Here is an 18,792-nt window from a genome sequence, read left to right as displayed (position 1 = left end):
CACTCACATCACTCGAACTGGGAGCAGCCCGTGACAACGCCGGACATTGCAGCGCGGCGCAAACTGGGGGCATGTGCCGCCCTGATGGTCGGCGCCCTGACGCTCACCGCCTGCGGTGGCAGCGCCAACGCCAAGGACGACGCCAAGGGTGGCGACGACTCGGCGAAGACGTCCGTCGCGAAGATCGCCATCTCGGCGAAGGACGGTTCGACCGACGCCTCCATCAACTCGACCGGCGTGAAGGTCAGCGACGGGAAGCTGACCGGCGTGAAGATGACGGTTTCGGGCAGCGATCAGGTCGTACCGGGCTCGATCTCCTCCGACGGCAAGGCCTGGAAGCCGAAGGAGCAGCTGGAGCGCGGCACGAAGTACCAGATATCGGCGACCGCGAAGGACACGAAGGGCCGTACGGCCGCCGCGAACTCCATCTTCACGACGGTCACCACGGCGAACAGCTTCATCGGGACGTACACGCCGGACAACGGCACCACGGTCGGTGTGGGTATGCCGGTGTCGTTCAACTTCGACAAGGCCATCACGAACCGCAAGGACGTGCAGTCGCACATCACGGTCACGTCCAGCAGCGGGCAGAAGGTGGTCGGGCACTGGTTCGGCTCGCAGCGGCTCGACTTCCGGCCCGAGGAGTACTGGAAGGCCGGCTCCAAGGTCACGATGAAGATCGACCTGGACGGGGTCGAAGGCACGAACGGCGTCTACGGCGTGCAGAAGAAGACGGTCACCTTCACCGTCGGACGCTCGCAGGTCTCCACGGTCGACGTGAACACGCAGACCATGACGGTCGTGCGGGACGGCAAGACCGTCAAGACGATCCCGATCTCGGCGGGCAGCCCGGAACACACCACGTACAACGGGCAGATGGTGATCTCCGAGAAGTTCGTGCAGACCCGGATGAACAGCCGGACGGTCGGGCTCGGCGGTGAGTACGACATCCCGGACGTGCCGCACGCGATGCGCCTGACGACGTCCGGCACGTTCATCCACGGCAACTACTGGTACAGCAAGGGCAATCCGCCCTTCGGCCGCCAGGGCACCAGCCACGGCTGCGTCGGCCTGGCGGACGTCCAGGGCGCCGGGGGCAGCACGCCCGCCAAGTGGTTCTACGACAACTCGCTCATCGGGGACGTGGTGGTCGTCAAGAACTCCCCCGACAAGACGGTGGCGCCGGACAACGGGCTCAACGGCTGGAACATGGCGTGGAGCCAGTGGGTCGCGGGGAGCGCCTCGTAAGGGCATGAACGACCTCCCCAAATGGGGGCTTTGACGGGTCGACCGGGCCGCGCGGGAACTTTTCGCGCGGCCCGTGCGTTTTCCTGGACGTACGTTTTCTCGGTTCCCGGACATGATGTCCGACCGAGGGGCTACCGTATGCACCCACAAGGTGACATGCAGCAACGCCGGGAGAAACCTTGAGCGTTCCGTACGAGACGGCACCGTACGAACCCCACGACTCGCCCGAGTCTCCGGAGGAGCACCTCGCGCGACTCCTCGGCCGTGCCCTGAACTCCTTCGAGTTGCCGGACGAGACGATAAGGCGGCTGGACTGCGCCCTGGCGCACGACGGTTCGCTGCACTCCGCACACCACAGCGCGGGCCTGCACCGGGAGACGTACCGGCACACGTGGCTGCTCGCCGACGGTTCGGCCCTCACGCTCTGGGAGCTCGTCCACAACACCGCCCCGGGCAGCGAACCGCAGCACGAGGTGTACGTCGACGAGGAGGAGCTGCGCGCCGCCACCACGCGTCTGCCGCTGCCGCAGGAAACGCCTGACTTCGAACTGCCGGTGACGGTGCAGCTGTCCTCGGTCCCCGCGCCCCGGCACGCGTACGCCGGGGACGACTCGGCGGACCACGCGCGGCGTTTACTGCGCCGCGCGGAGAACACGGACCGGCCGGGCGACGACACGGCGGCCCTGCTGGCCACGGCGTCCGGTCACCAGATCACCCAGGCCTTCGGCCGTCCGTGCCGGGCGGGCCGGGCGGGGCTGTGCTTCTCGCTCTACGAGCACGCGTTCCTGCTGCGCGACGGCGCGGAGGTCTCCCTCTGGGAGGTGGAGCACACGGCGACGCCGGACGGACGGCACATGTGCGAGGTGTACGCCAGCGAGGACGCGGCGCGCGAGGCGATGGAGCGGCGGGCGGCGCAGCTCTCCTAGGGCCTGTCGCGTACTCGGGCTGTAGTCCGTAACAGTCGTGGGCGGCGTCTTCGTCGGCCTTGGGGCAGCCGAGGGTGCCGTCGAGCGACCAGTCGGTGGTGGTGGTCATCAGGGTCGCCGGATGCCCGTAGAGCCAGGTGAGGAACCAGCAGAGCCGAGCGAGGAAGCGGCATGACCGCCGGAGAGCCCTACGGCCTGTCGCCGAGTTGGCGCACCAGCTCGGCGAAGGCGTCTCTCTCCTCCGGGGTCAGTTCCACGGACTCCGACCGGGGACCTGTCTGCCGCTGTTGCGGGAGAGCGGGGAGGGAGTGGCCCTCGGGCCACCGGGAGACGTGCTCAGGCATGCGCCCCAGTAGACACCACGGCCCGGGACTTCGGTCCCGGGCCGTGATTTTCGTGATCTATCTCGCAGGTGGCATGAACGACTCACACACCCTGAAAGGGGGCGAACGTCAGGGGGCTCACGCCGCCACCGGCTGCTTCTTCTCCGCCGTCGGGGCGGTGCTCTCACCGGGTGCCGTGGTGGCGCCCGGGGCCGGCTTGCGCATGCCCTTCAGGACGACCACCAGGGCCGTGGTGACGCAGACGCCCGCGGCGATGGCGACCAGGTAGAGCAGCGGGCTGCCGATGAGCGGGACCACGAAGATGCCGCCGTGCGGAGCACGCAGGGTGGCGCCGAAGGCCATCGACAGGGCACCGGTGATCGCGCCGCCCGCCATCGAGGCCGGGATGACGCGCAGCGGGTCGGCCGCGGCGAACGGAATCGCGCCCTCGGAGATGAAGGAGGCGCCGAGCACCCAGGCGGCCTTGCCGTTCTCGCGCTCGGTCTGGTTGAAGAGCTTGCCACGGACCGTCGTGGCCAGGGCCATCGCCAGCGGAGGCACCATGCCGGCCGCCATGACCGCCGCCATGATCTTCATCGCGGAGTCGCTGGGGCTGGACACCGCGATGCCGGCGGTGGCGAAGGTGTAGGCGACCTTGTTGACAGGGCCGCCGAGGTCGAAGCACATCATCAGGCCGAGGAGGGCACCGAGCAGGATGGCGTTGCTGCCGGACAGGCCGTTCAGCCAGTCGGTCATGCCCTTCTGCGCCTCGGCGATGGGCTTGCCGATGACGACGAACATCAGGAACCCGACGATCGCCGAGGAGATCAGCGGGATCACCACCACCGGCATGATGCCGCGCAGCGCCGCCGGGATGTTCACCTTCTGGATCGCCATCACCACGCCACCGGCGATCAGACCGGCCGCGAGACCGCCGAGGAAGCCCGCGTTGATGTTGAACGCGATCATGCCGCCGACGAAGCCGGGGACGATACCGGGCCGGTCGGCCATGCCGTAGGCGATGTAGCCGGCCAGGACCGGGACGAGGAAGCCGAAGGCGACGCCGCCGATCTGGAAGAGCAGGGCCGCCCAGCTGTCGGCCTGCAACCACATGAAGTGGTCCATCACCGACGGGGCCTTGTCGACCTTGTAGCCGCCGATCGCGAAGCCGAGGGCGATCAGCAGACCGCCCGCCGCGACGAACGGCACCATGTAACTGACGCCGGACATCAGCCACTTGCGCAGCTTGGTGCCGTAGCCCTCGCCGGAGTCGCCGGAGCGCTCCACCGGAGTGGCCGGGGCGGATCCGGAGGTGACCTCGCCGCGGGCGGCCTTCTCGCGGACCTCGGCGATGAGTTCCGCGGGGCGGTTGATGCCCGCCTTCACACCGACGTCGACGGTCGGCTTGCCGGCGAACCGCTCCTTCTCCCGTACGGGCACGTCGTGGGCGAAGATCACGGCGTCCGCCGCCGCGATGACCGCCGGGTCGAGCCTGGTGAAGCCGGCCGAGCCCTGGGGCTCGACGCTGACCTCGACGCCCGCCTCGCGGCCGGCGTTCTCCAGCGACTCGGCCGCCATGTAGGTGTGAGCGATGCCGGTGGGGCAGGAGGTGACGGCGACGATGCGGAACGGGCGCTCCGCCACGTCGGCGGTGTCATCGGCGCTGTCGGTGTCGTCGGTGACCGTGGCGGCGGCGGGAGAGGCCGCTCCCGCCGACGCCACGGGGTCTTCGGAGCCGGCCTCGGCAGGCTCGCCGGGCTCGTCGCCGCGGATCAGCGCGGCGGCGGCCGTCGCGTCGCCCACCGCGCGCAGGGCGTCGGTGAACTCCGTGTTCATCAGCTGCCGGGCCAGCGACGACAGGATCGTCAGGTGGGCGTCGTCGGCGCCGGCCGGCGCGGCGATCAGGAAGATCAGGTCGGCGGGGCCGTCCGCCGCGCCGAAGTCGATGCCGTCGGCGCTGCGCCCGAAGGCGAGCGTCGGCTCGGTGACGTGCTCGCTGCGGCAGTGCGGGATGCCGATGCCGCCGTCGAGGCCGGTCGGCATCTGGGCTTCGCGGGCGGCCACGTCGGCGAGGAAGCCGTCCAGGTCGGTCACCCGGCCCAGGGCCACCATGCGCTCGGCGAGGGCGCGCGCCGCCGCTTCCTTGGTGTCGGCGGACAGGTCGAGATCGACCAGTTCCGCGGTGATCATGTCGCTCATCGCGGGCTCCTTAGCTCGCGTATCGCCCGGTCAGTCGGATGGGCGGGGGAGGGGACGGGGATGCGGTGGGGGGTGACGGGGGTGGGAGTACGAGCGGCCTCGGCTAACGGGGCGTCTCGCCGCTCACGGGCCGGTGTGCGCCGTTCGACGTGCGCGACGACACCGGCTGGTTCGGCGTACGTCATGACACCGGCTCCTTCAACGCACGGTCCGCCGGGATCTCCGCCGTGACCATCACCGCGGCCGGGTCCAGGTCGCCGGGCTTCGGCATGACGCTGCCGGGCAGCTGGACGGCCGCCGCGCCGTGGGCGACCGCGGAGGCGAGGGCCTCGGGGCCGCTGCCGCCGGCGATCAGGAAACCGGCGAGGGAGGAGTCACCGGCGCCCACGTTGCTGCGTACGGCGGCCACGCGGGCGCTGCCGAACCAGGCGCCCTCGTCGGACACCAGCAGCTGCCCGTCGGCGCCGAGGCTCGCGAGGACGGCACGGGCACCCATCTCGCGCAGCTCCTCGGCCGCCTTCACGGCGTCGCCGACGGTGGTGAGGGGGCGGCCGACGGCCTGCGCGAGCTCCTCGGCATTGGGCTTGACCACGTCGGGCCGCTCACGCAGGGCCGCGAGGAGCGCGGGCCCGGAGGTGTCCAGCGCGATCCGGGCACCGGCGGCGTGCGTGCGGGCGACCAGTTCGGCGTACCAGGAGGGGGCGAGGCCGCGCGGGAGGCTGCCGCAGCAGGCGATCCAGGCTGCGTCGCGGGACTGCTGCCGTACCGTCTCCAGGAGCAGTTCCCGCTCGGCCTCGGACAGTTCCGGGCCCGGCGCGTTGATCTTCGTCAGGACGCCGTCGGACTCCGCGAGGGCGATGTTGGAGCGGGTGGCCCCGGCGACCGGGACCGGCGCGACCTCGATGCCCTGTGCGTCGAGCAGGTCGGCGACGAGCGCGCCCGGGGCACCGCCCAGGGGCAGGACCGCCACGGTGCGCTGACCGGCCGCCGCGACCGCGCGCGAGACGTTCACGCCCTTGCCGCCCGGGTCCATCCGCTCGCCGGTGGCGCGGATGACCTCGCCGCGGTCGAGGGACGGCACCTCGTAGGTGCGGTCCAGGGACGGGTTGGGGGTGACGGTGAGGATCATGCGCGCACTACTTCCGTGCCGCCGCGCTCGATGGCGACGGTGTCTTCGGGGCTCAGCCCGCTGTCGGTGATCAGCAGGTCCACATCGCTCAGGTCGCCGAAGCGGGCGAAGTGCTCCTGGCCGTGCTTGGAGGAGTCGGCGAGCAGCACCACGCGGCGGGCGGCGGCCACGGCCGCGCGCTTCACGGCGGCCTCGGCGAGGTCGGGGGTGGTCAGGCCGTGTTCGGCGGAGAAGCCGTTGGCGGCCACGAACAGCACGTCGGCGCGGATCTCGCCGTACGCGCGCAGCGCCCAGGCGTCCACGGCGGCGCGCGTACGGTGCCGTACGCGCCCCCCGATGAGGTGGAGCTGGATGCCGGGGTGGTCGGCGAGGCGGGCCGCGATGGGCAGGCTGTGGGTGACGACGGTGAGGGAGGCCTCCAGCGGGAGGGCCGCGGCCATTCTGGCGACCGTCGTACCGGCGTCGAGGATCATCGTGCCCTCGCTCGGCAGTTCCGCGAGGGCCGCCTTGGCGATGCGGTCCTTCTCGTCGGGGGCCGTCGTCTCGCGCTCGGCGAGGTCCGGCTCGAAGTCGAGGCGCCCGGCCGGGATGGCGCCGCCGTGCACCCGGCGGACCAGTCCGGCGCGGTCGAGGGCCTTCAGGTCCCGGCGGATCGTCTCCGCCGTCACCTGGAACTCCTCGGCCAGCGACACGACATCCACTCGGCCGCCGTCACGGGCGAGCCGGAGGATCTCCTGCTGCCGCTCCGGTGCGTACATGTCTGTTCGCCTCCGCCTCGTGCCCGAACGTGTGGTTTCAGCGGGAGGCTACGCCGAGATTTCCGCGAAGTAAACAGGTTCGGACTCAATCGGGCATGATCGGAAACAAGGACGGGCTCGGCACCGATGTGCCGAGCCCGTCCCGTGACGCCGAAGCCGCCCCCGACGGTGGTCAGGAGACCAGCGCCGGTTCCTTCTGCTCCATCGCCGCCTGCTCCCCCTCGACGTGCTGCGCGGGCCGCTTCGGCAGGGCGAACATCAGCAGGAAGATCAGGCCCATCACCGCGGCCACCCAGCCCAGCGAGTTCCGGAAGGCGTCCGCGAAGGCCTGACCCACCTGGTCCCGGCGCAGATGGTCGCCGATCGTGCCGAAGAAGACGACCGACACCAGGCCCAGCCCCAGCGCGTTGCCCATCTGCTGCACGGTGTTGAGCAGGCCGGACGCCGAGCCGGAGTGCTCGCGCGGCACCTCGGAGAGGATCGCGTCGGTCAGCGGAGCGACGATCAGGCCCATGCCCACACCCATCACGACCAGCGGCAGCGCCATCTGCCAGGGCGCGATGCCGAGACCGTAGTGTCCGGACTCCCAGAGGTAGAGCAGCACCCCGGCCGCCATCACCAGCGCGCCCGCCTGGAGCACCTTGCGTCCGAAGCGCGGGACCAGCTGCTGTACCGACATCCCGGCGGCCACGGACACGGCGATCGAGAACGGCACCCCGGTCAGCCCGGCCTTCAGCGGGCTCCAGCCCAGCCCGATCTGCATGTACAGCGTCCAGACCAGGAAGAAGATGCCGAGCGCGACCCCGAAGACGGTCTGTACGGCGATCCCGGCCGCGAAGCTCTTGACCCGGAACAGCGACAGTTCGACCAGCGGGGAGCCGTCCCGTGCGCTCTTGCGCCGCTCGTACGCCACCAGCGCCGCGAGGACGACGAGCGCCCCGGCCATCGAGACGTACCCCCACACCGGCCAGCCCAGCTCGCGGCCGCGGATGAGCGGGTAGAGCAGCATCAGCAGGCCCAGCGTCACGAGGGCCACGCCCACCAGGTCCAGCTTCAGGGCCCGCGGCGCCTTGGACTCGGTGATGAAACGACTGCCGAGGATCAGTCCGGCTACTCCCACGGGCAGGTTGATCAGGAAGATCGAGCGCCACTCCCACCCGAACAGGTTCCACTCGGTCAGCAGCGCGCCGAGCAGCGGACCGGACACGGCTCCGAGACCGACGACCGCGCCGAACAGCCCGAACACCTTGCCCCGCTCGTGCGCCGGAAAGGTCGCGTGCACGATCGACAGCACCTGCGGCACCATCAGCGCCGCCATGGCGCCCTGGAGGAACCGCGAAGCGACCAGCATCTCCGGGTTCACCGCGAGGCCGCACAGCGCGGAGGCGAGGGTGAAGCCGCCGATGCCGACGAGGAAGATCCGCTTGCGGCCGTGGATGTCGCCGAGCCGTCCGCCGGTGATCAGCCCGGCGGCGAACGCGAGGGCGTATCCGGCGGTGATCCACTGGATCTGGCCGAAGGACGCGCCCGATTCCCGCTGGATCGACGGTATGGCGATGTTGACGATCGTCACGTCGACGAGGTCCATGAAGGCCGCGGTCATCACGATCGCGAGGGCGAACCAGCGGCGGCGGTCGGTCCCGCCCGCGGTGCTGAGAGGGGTCTCGGTGGAGGTCATGCCTCGAAGCTAGAGGGCCATTAGGTCAGATCGTGTCCTACTGGTGCGGCATCCTCGTCGGTATGACGACGGACACTCCGGCCCGGCTGCTGACGCTCCTCTCCCTCCTCCAGACGCCCCGCGAATGGCCCGGCGGTGAGCTCGCCGGCCGGCTCGGGGTCTCCCGCCGCACGGTCCGGCGGGACATCGACCGGCTGCGCGAGCTGGGGTATCCCGTGCAGGCGACCAAGGGCGCCGACGGTGGCTACCGACTGGTCGCTGGCAAGGCCATGCCGCCGCTCGTGCTCGACGACGAGGAGGCGGTGGCCATCGCGGTCGGGCTGCGGGCCGGGGCGGGGCACGCGGTGGAGGGCCTGGACGAGGCGTCGGTGCGGGCGCTGGCCAAGCTGGAGCAGGTGCTGCCGGGCCGGCTGCGCCACCGTGTGACCACGCTCCAGTCCGCGACCACTCCGCTGACCAGCGGGGACGGGCCGAGCATCGCACCCGAGACACTGACCGTCATGGCCTCCACGGTGGCGGGGCACGAGCGGCTGCGGTTCGCCTACCGGGCCGCGGACGGCACCGAGTCGCGGCGCCTGACGGAGCCGTACCGGCTGGTGTCGACCGGCCGCCGCTGGTACCTCGTGGCGTACGACATCGACCGGGACGACTGGCGGACGTTCCGCGTCGACCGCGTGAGCGAACCGTTCGCCACGGGGGCACGGTTCGTGCCGCGCGAGCTGCCGACGGGGAATGCGGCGGAGTACCTGCGGCAGTCCATGCAACGGCACCAGGAGTCGTACGACTTCGAGGTCACGTTCGCCGCACCGGCCGACTTCGTCGCCGCCCGGCTGCCGGCATGGCTGGGCACGCCCGAGCCGCTGGACGACGGCAGCTGCCGGCTGCGGGGATCCGTGGGGGACGCGGTGCAGTGGGTGGCGTTCCGGCTGGCTCTGCTGGAGTGCGACTTCGTGGTGCACGCGCCGGAGGAACTCGTGACGGCCGTCAGGGGGTTGGGGGCGCGGTTGAGCAGGGCGGGCGAAGGGGGACGGAGCATGACCTGAAGCGCCCGTTGCCGGGGGGCGGCCGCACTGCCGAATGGCCGGATGGAGCAAGCCCGGCTGCGTGTTGTCCGTTCATCATCAAGGCTGTCCCTCATGGAGAAGACTCCCAGGGTGATTGTGGAGCCGCCGGACAGCAGAGGCCTTCGCGCAGTCAGCGTGGGTGGCACAGCGGTGGGCAGCGCCTGGTCCCCGAGCGGTCTGCGCAAGGTTCTCCGACAACTCGGTTGCCCGGAAGGCGTCGATCTGGAAGACCGGAGAGTCATAGTCTGGCGCGAGGCCGGCAGCGAGGTATGGCCCGATCGCACGTGGCGAAGACGCACGGCCACAGCTCTCATGATGGCGGGACTGATCCTGTCCACGGTCCTGCTCACCGTCGTCGGAACACCGGACGCCATGGGGGCACTGACATTCGCTCAGCGCATCACGGGATTCCTCTTCATCCTGTCCGGCGCGGTCCAGGGCCTCGCCGCGCTGGCGGCCCTCGACCATGAGGGAAAACGGCAGTTCAAGCATTCCGGGGCCGTGGTACTGGTCGGGGCGCTGATCGCCTTGATCACAGAGAGCATCTTCCTGTTCACCTGGCTCCAGGAAAGAGAACCGACACTCTACCTACCCGTATACCTGCTGCTCTTCGCCTGGTCTCTGTGGGCCCTCTGGCGACTGTTCCATGAGCAGGTGTGGAGAGTCATCCCCCACCCCAAAAGATTTGCGACCGGGGTGGCCCTTTCCGGCCTTCTGGCCGCCACGAACTTCGCATACTCCGCCATCTATCAGCCCACATCAGCTCCCTTCTATGTCACTCTCACGGCAAAGTTCGGCACCCCTCACACCGATCCCACCCGCCCGTTCATCCATGTGCCGCTGACTTTCCAAGTGGAGAACACCGGCAAGGTTCCGGCATACATCCTTGTTGACAAGTATCTGATCTACGGGCGTTCGGCTGAATATTCGAAGGACGACGGGGGGCTGAGAGACTGGAAGAAGGCCCTGGAAAACGGATACGACGCAGAGCTTCATGTCGCTCGATCAGACAGCAAAACGATAAGCGCCGGACAATTCGCCGGACCGGGGTACTGGCTTCATCCGGGAGAGGGTCACGTAAAGGAAAAAGTGATACAGATCCCCAGGGGCGTTGAATACGATCTCCTGGAAGCAACCTTGGCCGTGGTGACGATGAGAATGGATCGTGGAAAGATCGATCTCCTGCAACTACAGCAGGCGCACCCCTCCTGGAAAAACAAGGACGGGCGATTCTACTGCGCACAATGCGACATGATCATCCATGAAGGCCAAGTGCGCCACAACAACAACATCATCAACGTCACCCGAAAACCCCGGTACGTGACCGTACTCTGGTACGGCACACGGGAGGAGTTCAAGTACGCGTACGCCATCTCGTCCTACAAATTCGACTCCAGAAAAAACCCTGACTGGGAGGAATTGGGAAGGGAAATCGCGAGGGAAAGTGATCGGTATGGCGTGGAGTCGCGCTCGACTTCGACCAGAGTATCCGTCGCCGCATTGATGGCGTCGTTGTAGCGGACTGGGCCCCGAGTTGCAGGAGGACCCCATTGGGTCCAAAGTAGTTGGAAGTGGCTGTTGTGCCTGTACGGGCAAATCCGCATGAACCACAGTGCACCTGGATGCGCCATGGCCAGAAACGCCCGGCGACGAGTCTGCCGTTACAGGGGCTGCACGTACTGCTTGGTTGCAGCGCTCTCGCTCTCAGGAGGCGTGACCGTCTCCGCGACGGGGGCCTTCGGCCAGGCCGCAACCGTGACACCGGCCCAGACTCCCACCCCACCGCCGGATCCCGGCACGCCAGATACCGGTACGCCAGATACCGGCACCCCGGAACCCGGCACGCCGACCGGGTCCAGCACTCCGCCCGAGCCCGGCACGCCGCCGGATCCCGAGACGACGGGATCCGGCACGCAGACCGGGCCGAGCGAGCCGACCGGGCCGAGCGAGCCGACCGGCCCCAGCGAACCGACGGACTCCGGCACGCAGTCGCAGCCCACGTCACCGGCCGACCCCTCGGAACAAGCGACGCTCATGGAGAAGCGCACGGCAGCGCTGAAGGTGCCGGAAGAAGTGAAGGAGGAAGTCGAGAACGAGCTGAGCGGGTTGCTGAAGATGAGCCGGGATCCGGACATCCCGCCCAGCGAACGGGCCGCCTACGTGAGAATCGCGTCTCGGCTCACCGACGCGATGGGGATGATCCAGGATCCCAGGACGCCTCCCGAGGAGCGAGTCGCCCACACGCACATCGTGGAACGGTCGACCGAAACGCTGGGCGTGATCCAGGATCCGGGCACGCCGCGCGAGGACCGGACCGCCTACACGAGAATCGTGGACGGGACAGTCAATACGCTGGGGGCGATCCAGAATCCCAAGACGTCTCCCGAGGAGCGGGCCACCTACACGGAGTGCGCGGAAGAGATGACCGAGCGCTTCGGGCTGGCCACGGATCAGGAAGCACCCAAGGCCTTTAAGTACTTCGCCCTCAGGAACACCGAGGTGGACGTCAAAACGCTGACTCGCTCTCAAGTCCAGCAGACGCCGCAGAGTTATCGCGAGTGGACTGTGAGGGCCATAAATGCGTCGGGGACGAGCCAGCAGATTCTCCGCGACCGGACCCTTCCGCCGAAGGCACAGGCCGAGCTCAAGAAGAACGTGGAGCAGCTGAGCGCCACTCTGCTGAAGTCCTACGACCGGTCGGCATCCCGCGAAGACCGGGACAAGGCGAAGGATGCGGGAAAGGACTTCCTCAAAAAACTTGAGGAGAACAACAAGAAGCACTCGGACAAGCCCCTGCTGGAGATCAGGAACAAACCCTTGAGCTCTACGGTCGCTCCGGGAGAGTTCCAGTCGTTCACCGTCAAGGTCACCAATCACGGGGAGGACGACGTCACCGGTGTGACGGTGGAGGACGAGTTCGACTCGGCCTCGGGCAGTGCCGATGGAGGCGTCATCCACCCCGTGCTGCACGCGCAGCTGATGACGGAATCAGGTGCGGAGAACGACTGCGACATCACTGCGGGGGACACCGTGGTGACCTGCCCCACGGAGGGTGACACCAAGATCGTGCCGGAGGAGACGGTCACGATCACCATCCGTGCGGTGGTGAAGGCGTCGCAGGTGCCTTCCGGAGAGCAGGAGAACGTCACCCAGGTGAAGCATGAGGAGGGTGCGGAGCAGGGCAGTGCCAAGTTCGCCGTCGTCAAGTCTCCGAAGTTGTCCGAGCAGGACCTCGAAGGCGAACTACGGGCCATCCGGCAATGTGCCGGGCACTTCGAGTCGTCCGGCATCTCGAGGGAAGCCCTGACCGTTTTCACCGAGGTGATGGGTGGCGAACTCGAGCACGGGGCGTCTCCGGCCCAGGCCAGTTCCGAGGGGTACAAGGCCGCTCTCACCAGAGCTGGGCCCGACGAAGCGGTGTCTCTCGCGCAGATACCCGTGTTCGACGTGTCTCTTCGCGACGCCGCGAAATCCTTCAAGTCGGCAGGCGACTGCCCCGGATTCGTCGACAAGGCCCTGTCAGCCGAGTGACCGTAAGGCCCCCTCAACGGCGTGACCGTCCATCGTCGAGCCGCCGGCTCTCCCAAGGGAAATCCCGCAGCACCCCCAGATTCCGCAACGCCAGTTCCGCCGGTCCCTCCGGCCCGTCCGCCGGGACGTCCCCGGCCGTCGCCCAGTTCTCCACCGCCGCACGTACGGCCGCGCTCGCCACGGCGGCGGCGAAGCGCAGGTCCGAGGGCGAAGCAACGTTGTCGGGGTCGGTTGTCGAGGGAGTCCGCGTAGGACCGGCCGTCAGCCGCGCGGCCAGTACCTCCTTCAGCGACCGCTCGGACGCCTGGCACACCTCCGCCCACACCCGGCGCAGGGACGGGTTCGCCTCGGCGAGGCGCAGGAGTGTGCGGACCCACTCCCAGGAGGACGCCGAGACGCCGACGCCCGGGGGGAGGGTGTGCCGCACCCCGTACTCCAGGGCCCGGAACACGCTCGCGTCGGCGGGTGCCGCGCGTACCGTCTCCACCCAGCGTTGGGCGCCGGCCGCGTAGAGCGGGGCGACGGCCTCCTCCTTGGTGGCGAAGTACCGGTAGAAGGTGCGTGGGGCGATGCCGGCGGCCTGGGCGATGTCCTCCGCGCGGGTGGCGCGCAGGCCGTGCCGTACGAAGAGGCCGGCCGCGGCCCGGGCGATCTCCATGCGCGTCTCGGCCTTCCGCCGCTCGGTCAGCGAGGCCTGCGGAGGGGTCGGGGTGGTGCTGCTCACGCCCGGCAGGCTATGCCCATGTGACACAATCTGCCATCTGGCGGGCCACCCCGTGGTTCAGGTACGGGGTGCCCCGCCCTCCACTCCCCCGGGCATGCAGAGAGCCGGGCCCCGGCGTCCGGGGGGAGGGACGCCGAAGCCCGGCTTTTGGAGAGTCCCGGCGCCGGGGGGAGTGCGACGGGACTTGGCTCTGGGGACCAGGGGCGTGGCCCCGGGCCCGAACTGGTGGGCCCGGAAGTCTTGTTCCCGGTGCCCGGCGGGTTGAAGCGGCGTTACATCGCCATGTTTGCGCGGTCTTTCGCCACCCGGCGTACGCGGCGGCCCCCGGGCGCACACGGTCCGTCATCCACAGGCCGTGGGACGACGCCCACAGGCCGCGGGACGAGCCGTACGCCCGGACGCCCACCGGCGGACACCGGCGTCACGCCGCCGCGTCGAACCCGGTGCTGCGCGCCAGCTTCTTCAGCTCCAGCAGCGCGTGCTTCTCGATCTGCCGGATGCGCTCGCGGGTCAGGCCGTGCTCCTTGCCGACCTCGGTCAGCGTGCGCTCCCGGCCGTCCTCGATGCCGTAGCGCATCTTGATGATCGAGGCCGTGCGCTGGTCGAGGCGGCCGATGAGGTCGTCGAGCTCCTCGCTGCGCAGCAGCGTGAGCACCGACTGCTCGGGCGACACCGCCGAGGTGTCCTCCAGGAGGTCGCCGAACTGGGTCTCGCCCTCGTCGTCCACCGACATGTTCAGCGAGACCGGGTCGCGGGCCCAGTCGAGCACGTCGGTGACGCGCTCCGGCGTCGAGCCGAGCTCGGCGGCGATCTCCGCGGGCTCCGGGTCCCGCCCGTGCTCGCGGTTGAACTCGCGCTGCACCCGCCGGATCCGGCCAAGCTCCTCCACGAGGTGGACGGGCAGGCGGATCGTACGGGACTGGTCGGCTATGGAGCGCGTGATGGCCTGGCGGATCCACCACGTCGCGTACGTGGAGAACTTGAAGCCCTTGCGGTAGTCGAACTTCTCGACCGCGCGCACCAGGCCGGCGTTGCCCTCCTGGATCAGGTCCAGCAGCGGCAGACCGCTGCGGGGGTAGCGGCGGGCGACGGCGACGACCAGGCGCAGGTTGGAGCGGATGAAGACGTCCTTGGCCCGCTCTGCGTCGGCGACCAGGGCTTCGAGCTCCTCACGGGTGGCGTCCGCCTCGGTCTCCTCGTACCCGTCGAGGACCTGCCGCGCGAACACACCCGCCTCGATGACCTGTGACAGCTCGACTTCCTTGGCGGCGTCGAGCAGCGGCGTACGCGCGATCTCGTCGAGGTACATGCCGACCAGGTCGCGATCGGCGATCTCGCCGCCATGGGCGCGAACACTGCTTGCCGCGTCGGCCGTCTCGCCGGTGGCGGACTGACGACGGGCGACGGCACGGGTTGCCATGCGTGCTCCCTTGCGATGGTGAGGTCAGCGGGTGGTCCTTCGGACGCTGGACTCCGTCTCCGGGACTCTCCGGACTCTCCTCGGGTGCCCTGCATCCGATGGAAACAACGACTGGAATCAGGACAGAATTCCCAACCGGACCCCCGATTTTTCTGATCATGCAGTACCCTGTCCGGCCATGCGAGGAGGCGAGATGCCGTCGGATCCTACAGAGGTGCAGGTCAGGCCGGGAGTCGAGGATGACCTCGAGGCCCTCACGGCCCTCTACAACCACTACGTATGTGAGACGGCGATCACATTCGATACCGCGATCTTCACTCCGGAAGAGCGCCGCCCTTGGCTGCTCTCCCACCCTGAAGACGGCCCCTACCGCCTGATGGTTGCCGTGGACCCGAACTCACAGGAGATTCTGGGCTACGCCACATCCAGCCCTTTCCGGGCGAAGCCCGCCTACGCGACCTCCGTGGAGACGACGGTGTACGTCGCCCCGCACGCCGGCCGCCGCGGCGTCGGCACCCTCCTCTACAAGGCCCTCTTCGAGGCCCTGTCCGGCGAGGACCTGCACCGCGCGTACGCGGGCATCGCGCAGCCGAACGAGGCGTCGGCCCGGCTGCACGAGCGCTTCGGCTTCCGGTACGTCGGCACCTACCGGGAGGTCGGCCGCAAGTTCGGCCGCTACTGGGACGTGGCCTGGTACGAGAAGGACCTCGTGTAGGGCCCGGCCTCAGCCGAACTGCACCGACCGTTTCGCCAGCCCCATCCAGAAGCCGTCGATCACCGACTTGTGCGCGTCCAGCTCGCCGGCCTCGTCGGCCGCGCCCATGGTCACGAACAGCGGGGCGAAGTGCTCGGTGCGCGGGTGGGCGAGCTGCCCCGCGGGTGACTTGCGGGTGAAGTCGAGCAGGGCGTCCACGTCACGCGCCTCCAGCGCCCGCCGGCCCCAGTCGTCGAACTCCGCGGACCAGGCGGGGATGCCGCCCTGCCGGAGCGCGGCCAGGTTGTGGGTGAAGAAGCCGGAGCCGACGATGAGCACGCCCTCGTCCCGCAAGGGGGCGAGCCTGCGGCCGATCTCCATGAGCCGGACCGGGTCGAGCGTCGGCATGGAGACCTGGAGGACCGGGATGTCGGCTTCCGGGTACATCTCGACCAGCGGGACGTACGCCCCGTGGTCGAGGCCGCGGTCGGGGACGTCCTGGACGGGCACGCCGGGGGCGCGCAGCAGCTTCCGTACCGACTCGGCGAGCTCCGGTGCGCCGGGGGCCTCGTAGGTCACCCGGTAGTAGTGCTCCGGGAAGCCCCAGAAGTCGTAGACGAGCGGGACGGTCTCGGTGGCGCCGATGGCGAGCGGGGCCTCCTCCCAGTGGGCGGAGACCATCAGGATCGCCCGGGGTCGCGGCAGTCCGGCCGACCAGGCGGCCAGTTCACCGGGCCAGACCGGGTCGTCCGCCAGCGGCGGGGCGCCGTGACTCAGGTACAGAGCGGGCATGCGCTCCTGGGTGGCGGCTGACATGCTGCGGCTCCTTCCGAAACATGGTTCCCTGACAAAACTGTACGGGGCATTTGTTTAAAGTTCAAGGAGGGGCCACGTAGAGTGGAAGACATGAAGGCACCCGCATCCGCACCGACACCAGGCTCCGTGGCAGAGCCTCCGGAACCGCGCTGGCTCACCGATGAGGAGCAGCGCGTATGGCGCTCGTTCATGGAGGGCGTCACCCTCCTCGACGACCACCTCGACCGGCAGCTCCAGCGCGACGCGGGCATGCCGCACGTGTACTACGGCCTTCTGGTCAAGCTCGCCGAGGCGCCGCGGCGGCGGCTGCGGATGACGGAGCTCGCCATGCTGGCGAAGATCACCCGCTCCCGCCTCTCGCACGCCATCGCGCGCCTGGAGAAGAACGGCTGGGTGTGCCGTGAGGACTGCCCCGACGACAAGCGGGGCCAGTTCGCCGTGCTGACGAACGAGGGCTACGAGGTGCTGCGGCAGACCGCGCCGGGCCATGTGGAGGCCGTACGCCAGGCGGTCTTCGACCGGCTCTCCCCGGAACAGCAGAAGTCCCTCGGCGAGATCATGCGGATCATCTCCGAGGGACTCCAGCCGGCCGAAGCGGGTGCGGACCTGCCCTGGCTCCGCTGAGCCGGGGCAGGTCCTGGAATCCGTAGGTACGAGGCGTCCCCTTCCTCGTACCTACGGAGGGCCCGAAGGGGTGTTTCCGGGTACGGCCGTCAGTGGGCGACGACCGGGACCTGCACCTCGTCCGCCACATCCGCGCCGGAACCGGAGCCGGTCACGGCGGCGCTGCCGGGGCGGCCGGCGTTGACGAAGGTCAGGGCGATCGCGGCGGCCACGACGAGGATGCCGACGGCGAACCAGATGGCGCTCGTGTAGCCCTCGACCATGCCCTCCAGCTGGACCAGCTGCTGCTGGGACCGGCTGCCGGCCCCGGCGATGTGGTCCGCGATGTAGGACGTGGTGGCCGAGGCGGCGATCGTGTTCAGCAGGGCCGTACCGATCGCGCCGCCCACCTGCTGCGAGGTGTTGACCATCGCGGAGGCGACACCGGCGTCCCGCGGCTCCACACCCTGCGTGGACAGCGACATGGCCGGCATGAACGCCGTACCCATGCCGAGGCCGAGCAGCAGCATCGCCGGCAGCAGCAGGGCGGCGTACGAGGAGCCGATCTCCAGCCGGGTCAGCAGCAGCATGCCGAGCGCGGCGACCAGGAAGCCGGGGCCCATCAGCAGGCGCGGTGCGACCCGGGTCATCAGGCGGGTGCCGATCTGCGTGGATCCCGTGATCATGCCCGCGATCATCGGCAGGAACGCGAACCCGGTCTTGACCGGCGAGTACCCCTTCACGATCTGGAGGTAGTAGGTCAGGAAGAGGAACAGGCCGAACATCGCGATGATCGCGAGACCGAGGGACAGGTAGATGCCACCACGGTTGCGCTCGGTGATCACGCGCAGCGGCAGCAGCGGGGCCTTCACCTTGGACTCGACGATCACGAAGGTCGCGAGCAGGACGACGGAGGCCACGAACATGCCGACGGTCACGGAGTCGCTCCAGCCCTCGGACTCGGCGCGGGTGAAGCCGTAGACGAGGGCGACCAGGCCGAGGGTGGACAGGATGACGCCCGGGATGTCGAGCGGGGAGCGGTTGCGGCCGCCCTCCGGCTCACGGATGACGAAGTACGCACCGGCCGCGGCGACGATGGCGAACGGGATGTTCACGAAGAACGTCCAGCGCCAGTCCAGGTACTCGGTGAGGAAGCCGCCCAGGATCAGACCGACGGCACCGCCGCCGCCGGCGATCGCGCCGTAGATGCCGAACGCCTTGGCGCGCTCCTTGGCGTCGGTGAACATCACGGCGAGCAGGGAGAGCGCGGCGGGCGCGAGCAGGGCTCCGAAGACGCCCTGGAGAGCGCGGGCGCCGAACATCATCGCCTCGTTCGTGGCCGCGCCGCCGAGCGCGGAAGCCACGGCGAAGCCGCCCAGCCCGAGGACGAACGCCCTCTTGCGGCCCCACAGGTCGGCTATCCGGCCGCCGAACAGGAGCAGACCGCCGAAGGCGAGGGCGTAGGCCGTGACGACCCACTGCCGGTTGCCGTCGGAGATGCCCAGGTCCTGCTGGGCGGAGGGCAGGGCGATGTTCACGATGGTGGCGTCCAGGACGACCATCAGCTGGGCCAGCGCGATGAAGACGAGCGCTTTCCAGCGGCCGGCGTCCGGCGAGGCCGCCGGAGCGCCGAGTGCCTTTGAGGCTGTTTCAGACATGGAGGTACCCACTTCGGGACA

At 69.3% G+C, this 18,792-nt stretch carries 17 protein-coding genes; 7 read left to right on the top strand and 10 right to left on the bottom strand.

From position 1 onward, the window contains the following. Positions 1 to 30 precede the first annotated feature (30 nt). Both ACZ6TU_RS25100 and ACZ6TU_RS25095 read left to right on the top strand, forming a co-directional pair. Complete coding sequence (locus ACZ6TU_RS25100; RefSeq protein WP_469551146.1) at positions 31 to 1,248, top strand: L,D-transpeptidase; 1,218 nt, start codon at positions 31 to 33, stop codon at positions 1,246 to 1,248. Between the two features lie 179 nt (positions 1,249 to 1,427). Further along, entirely contained in the window at positions 1,428 to 2,174 is a 747-nt protein-coding gene (locus tag ACZ6TU_RS25095) for a DUF6227 family protein (RefSeq protein WP_467673152.1), read from the top strand. Positions 2,175 to 2,362: 188 nt separating this feature from the next. Here the strand turns inward: ACZ6TU_RS25095 and ACZ6TU_RS25090 are convergent, their stop codons facing one another. The 5 genes from ACZ6TU_RS25090 to ACZ6TU_RS25070 all read right to left on the bottom strand — a co-directional run bounded on the left by ACZ6TU_RS25090 (position 2,363) and on the right by ACZ6TU_RS25070 (position 8,261). After that, on the bottom strand, positions 2,363 to 2,518 hold the full coding sequence (locus tag ACZ6TU_RS25090) for a hypothetical protein (RefSeq protein ID WP_467673150.1): 156 nt from the start codon (positions 2,516 to 2,518) through the stop codon (positions 2,363 to 2,365). A 117-nt stretch (positions 2,519 to 2,635) separates the two neighbouring features. Next, the gene (locus ACZ6TU_RS25085) at positions 2,636 to 4,696 is read right to left on the bottom strand and encodes a PTS fructose transporter subunit IIABC (protein ID WP_467673148.1); all 2,061 of its coding nucleotides are present in this window, start codon (positions 4,694 to 4,696) and stop codon (positions 2,636 to 2,638) included. A 181-nt stretch (positions 4,697 to 4,877) separates the two neighbouring features. After that, a complete protein-coding gene (gene pfkB / locus ACZ6TU_RS25080; RefSeq protein WP_467673147.1) occupies positions 4,878 to 5,825 on the bottom strand; it encodes a 1-phosphofructokinase in 948 nt (315 codons plus the stop codon). After that, complete coding sequence (locus ACZ6TU_RS25075) at positions 5,822 to 6,583, bottom strand: DeoR/GlpR family DNA-binding transcription regulator (protein WP_467673145.1); 762 nt, start codon at positions 6,581 to 6,583, stop codon at positions 5,822 to 5,824. The genes pfkB and ACZ6TU_RS25075 overlap by 4 nt, the downstream gene beginning before the upstream one ends. A gap of 172 nt (positions 6,584 to 6,755) precedes the next feature. After that, a complete protein-coding gene (locus ACZ6TU_RS25070; RefSeq protein ID WP_469551140.1) occupies positions 6,756 to 8,261 on the bottom strand; it encodes an MFS transporter in 1,506 nt (501 codons plus the stop codon). Positions 8,262 to 8,323: 62 nt separating this feature from the next. Here ACZ6TU_RS25070 and ACZ6TU_RS25065 point away from each other — a divergent pair, with 62 nt between their 5' ends. Continuing rightward, positions 8,324 to 9,304, top strand: coding sequence for a helix-turn-helix transcriptional regulator (locus ACZ6TU_RS25065; protein ID WP_467673141.1), 981 nt, complete (start codon positions 8,324 to 8,326; stop codon positions 9,302 to 9,304). Positions 9,305 to 9,397: 93 nt separating this feature from the next. Then, on the top strand, positions 9,398 to 10,843 hold the full coding sequence (locus ACZ6TU_RS25060; protein WP_469551136.1) for a hypothetical protein: 1,446 nt from the start codon (positions 9,398 to 9,400) through the stop codon (positions 10,841 to 10,843). Between the two features lie 143 nt (positions 10,844 to 10,986). Here the strand turns inward: ACZ6TU_RS25060 and ACZ6TU_RS25055 are convergent, their stop codons facing one another. After that, the gene (locus tag ACZ6TU_RS25055; protein WP_467673137.1) at positions 10,987 to 11,361 is read right to left on the bottom strand and encodes a hypothetical protein; all 375 of its coding nucleotides are present in this window, start codon (positions 11,359 to 11,361) and stop codon (positions 10,987 to 10,989) included. On the opposite strand from ACZ6TU_RS25055, the gene ACZ6TU_RS25050 reads away from it, so the two are divergent. Then, complete coding sequence (locus ACZ6TU_RS25050; protein WP_469551133.1) at positions 11,360 to 12,856, top strand: hypothetical protein; 1,497 nt, start codon at positions 11,360 to 11,362, stop codon at positions 12,854 to 12,856. The two genes, ACZ6TU_RS25055 and ACZ6TU_RS25050, sit on opposite strands and share 2 nt — an antisense overlap. A 13-nt stretch (positions 12,857 to 12,869) precedes the next feature. Here ACZ6TU_RS25050 and ACZ6TU_RS25045 read toward each other — a convergent pair whose 3' ends face one another. Next, positions 12,870 to 13,580: a TetR/AcrR family transcriptional regulator gene (locus ACZ6TU_RS25045; protein ID WP_467673133.1), complete on the bottom strand. Its 711-nt coding sequence runs from the start codon at positions 13,578 to 13,580 to the stop codon at positions 12,870 to 12,872. 421 nt (positions 13,581 to 14,001) lie between these two features. Beyond that, on the bottom strand, positions 14,002 to 15,000 hold the full coding sequence (locus ACZ6TU_RS25040) for a sigma-70 family RNA polymerase sigma factor (protein ID WP_354738103.1): 999 nt from the start codon (positions 14,998 to 15,000) through the stop codon (positions 14,002 to 14,004). A 193-nt stretch (positions 15,001 to 15,193) separates the two neighbouring features. Here ACZ6TU_RS25040 and ACZ6TU_RS25035 point away from each other — a divergent pair, with 193 nt between their 5' ends. Next, positions 15,194 to 15,715 carry a GNAT family N-acetyltransferase gene (locus ACZ6TU_RS25035; RefSeq protein ID WP_469551130.1) on the top strand — a complete coding sequence of 174 codons (522 nt, stop codon included), beginning with the start codon at positions 15,194 to 15,196 and terminating at the stop codon, positions 15,713 to 15,715. 9 nt (positions 15,716 to 15,724) lie between these two features. Here ACZ6TU_RS25035 and ACZ6TU_RS25030 read toward each other — a convergent pair whose 3' ends face one another. Further along, complete coding sequence (locus ACZ6TU_RS25030) at positions 15,725 to 16,510, bottom strand: dioxygenase family protein (RefSeq protein WP_467673129.1); 786 nt, start codon at positions 16,508 to 16,510, stop codon at positions 15,725 to 15,727. Between the two features lie 90 nt (positions 16,511 to 16,600). Here ACZ6TU_RS25030 and ACZ6TU_RS25025 point away from each other — a divergent pair, with 90 nt between their 5' ends. Then, positions 16,601 to 17,134 (top strand): MarR family winged helix-turn-helix transcriptional regulator, encoded by a 534-nt coding sequence (locus ACZ6TU_RS25025; RefSeq protein ID WP_467673127.1) that lies wholly within the window; start codon positions 16,601 to 16,603, stop codon positions 17,132 to 17,134. A gap of 89 nt (positions 17,135 to 17,223) precedes the next feature. Here ACZ6TU_RS25025 and ACZ6TU_RS25020 read toward each other — a convergent pair whose 3' ends face one another. Beyond that, on the bottom strand, positions 17,224 to 18,771 hold the full coding sequence (locus ACZ6TU_RS25020; protein WP_467673125.1) for an MFS transporter: 1,548 nt from the start codon (positions 18,769 to 18,771) through the stop codon (positions 17,224 to 17,226). Positions 18,772 to 18,792 lie beyond the last annotated feature (21 nt).

The organism is Streptomyces sp. NPDC052064, from assembly GCF_055585925.1.
This window is presented reverse-complemented; position numbering and strand designations above follow the sequence as displayed.

What these genes read in the sequence shown, in the direction of transcription:
- ACZ6TU_RS25090 (WP_467673150.1), bottom strand. Translation starts at nt 2,518, where the DNA reads ATGCCTGAGCACGTCTCCCGGTGGCCCGAGGGCCACTCCCTCCCCGCT.
- ACZ6TU_RS25085 (WP_467673148.1), bottom strand. Translation starts at nt 4,696, where the DNA reads ATGAGCGACATGATCACCGCGGAACTGGTCGATCTCGACCTGTCCGCC.
- pfkB (WP_467673147.1), bottom strand. Translation starts at nt 5,825, where the DNA reads ATGATCCTCACCGTCACCCCCAACCCGTCCCTGGACCGCACCTACGAG.
- ACZ6TU_RS25075 (WP_467673145.1), bottom strand. Translation starts at nt 6,583, where the DNA reads ATGTACGCACCGGAGCGGCAGCAGGAGATCCTCCGGCTCGCCCGTGAC.
- ACZ6TU_RS25070 (WP_469551140.1), bottom strand. Translation starts at nt 8,261, where the DNA reads ATGACCTCCACCGAGACCCCTCTCAGCACCGCGGGCGGGACCGACCGC.
- ACZ6TU_RS25065 (WP_467673141.1), top strand. Translation starts at nt 8,324, where the DNA reads ATGACGACGGACACTCCGGCCCGGCTGCTGACGCTCCTCTCCCTCCTC.
- ACZ6TU_RS25060 (WP_469551136.1), top strand. Translation starts at nt 9,398, where the DNA reads ATGGAGAAGACTCCCAGGGTGATTGTGGAGCCGCCGGACAGCAGAGGC.
- ACZ6TU_RS25050 (WP_469551133.1), top strand. Translation starts at nt 11,360, where the DNA reads ATGGAGAAGCGCACGGCAGCGCTGAAGGTGCCGGAAGAAGTGAAGGAG.
- ACZ6TU_RS25055 (WP_467673137.1), bottom strand. Translation starts at nt 11,361, where the DNA reads ATGAGCGTCGCTTGTTCCGAGGGGTCGGCCGGTGACGTGGGCTGCGAC.
- ACZ6TU_RS25040 (WP_354738103.1), bottom strand. Translation starts at nt 15,000, where the DNA reads ATGGCAACCCGTGCCGTCGCCCGTCGTCAGTCCGCCACCGGCGAGACG.
- ACZ6TU_RS25035 (WP_469551130.1), top strand. Translation starts at nt 15,194, where the DNA reads ATGCCGTCGGATCCTACAGAGGTGCAGGTCAGGCCGGGAGTCGAGGAT.
- ACZ6TU_RS25030 (WP_467673129.1), bottom strand. Translation starts at nt 16,510, where the DNA reads ATGTCAGCCGCCACCCAGGAGCGCATGCCCGCTCTGTACCTGAGTCAC.
- ACZ6TU_RS25025 (WP_467673127.1), top strand. Translation starts at nt 16,601, where the DNA reads ATGAAGGCACCCGCATCCGCACCGACACCAGGCTCCGTGGCAGAGCCT.
- ACZ6TU_RS25020 (WP_467673125.1), bottom strand. Translation starts at nt 18,771, where the DNA reads ATGTCTGAAACAGCCTCAAAGGCACTCGGCGCTCCGGCGGCCTCGCCG.